Source organism: Candidatus Obscuribacterales bacterium, assembly GCA_036703605.1.
Lineage (GTDB): Bacteria > Cyanobacteriota > Cyanobacteriia > RECH01 > RECH01 > RECH01.
Genome location: DATNRH010000186.1, coordinates 1 through 1095, shown reverse-complemented (window position 1 = coordinate 1095; position 1095 = coordinate 1). Strand labels below are relative to the sequence as shown.

The window sequence follows — 1095 nt, the reverse complement described above, 5'->3', positions numbered from 1 at the left end:
CGCCATACCGACCACCCAGAACACGCGCTCCTCTGACACCCTGGCCTACATATGCGCCACGAACGCCTCCCACATCAGCCCCTGCTCAAAGGACGTCGTCTTCTTCCGCATGGTATATACATCGCCGAGATACAGCAGACTCCACCCCATTTATCTTTGTCAATGTAGATATGGCTCAGGTCATTGACAAGCAATCGTTTGCAAAACGTGGAGTCCTACACCGAATTGACAGTGTTCTTTTGCCACCGTCTCTCCTTACTGCGGTCCCATCAGCACCACCGACTACTTTGCCCTCTACTCAGCCTAGTTCCACGCCCTCTGCTGTGCCCTCTGCTGTGCCCACTGATGTGCCCACTGCAAAGCCCATCGAGACATTGACAATACCACCAACGCAGATACCTTCTGCCGGACCTAGTCCATTCCCCTCCAGTTCTCCATCGGCTTACCCATCTACTTCGCCGAGCATAACCCCAACTTCTTCACCATCCCTTGAACCATCAATGGGACCTACGACGCATACTCATTTGCCTACAGAAAGCTCCGCCAATAGTGGTTACTTTTGCGTTCAATGGGGTGCTCTCGAAAGAGTTTGCTGCCCACTAAACAATGGAGAAACTCATGTCGAGATAACATCCGATAAGTGGTACTGCAATTACATCGCGCCACCAACAGATTCTGCAACGAGTGCACCAACCGGAGTCCCCAGTTCTAGCCCAGAAGCGAGTCCTTCAGTTGAGCCCTCAGTCGCTCCTTCAGTTGCGCCCTCGGCCACCCCCAGTCAAACACCCACTGCTATTCCAAGCGCAACGACAAGTATTGAGCAAAAAACCACATCTAGTCCAACCTCTAGTCCTTCTGTTGCTCCATCAGCTATTCCTTCGGCTGCACCAAGTGCAAACCCAACTACCATGCCCTCTACAGAGCCCACTGCCAGCCCTTCAGCTCAGTCTAATGTTCACGCAACCGTGGTACCCACCGCAACGCCTAGTGTTGGCCCTTCATCCAAACCAAGTGCTCATCCATCCGCGTCTCCTTCGGCCAAGCCTAGTGTGAGTCCATCGGCCAAGCCTAGTGTGAGTCCATCTGTCAGCCCTT

Annotated in this window: 1 protein-coding gene; it reads left to right on the top strand. The window is 53.3% G+C overall.

Going from position 1 to position 1095, the window contains the following annotated elements; genetic code table 11:
- Positions 1 to 908: 908 nt before the first annotated feature.
- Positions 909 to 1095 (top strand): hypothetical protein (locus V6D20_04005; GenBank protein HEY9814955.1); only part of this gene is annotated, 187 nt, incomplete at its 3' end.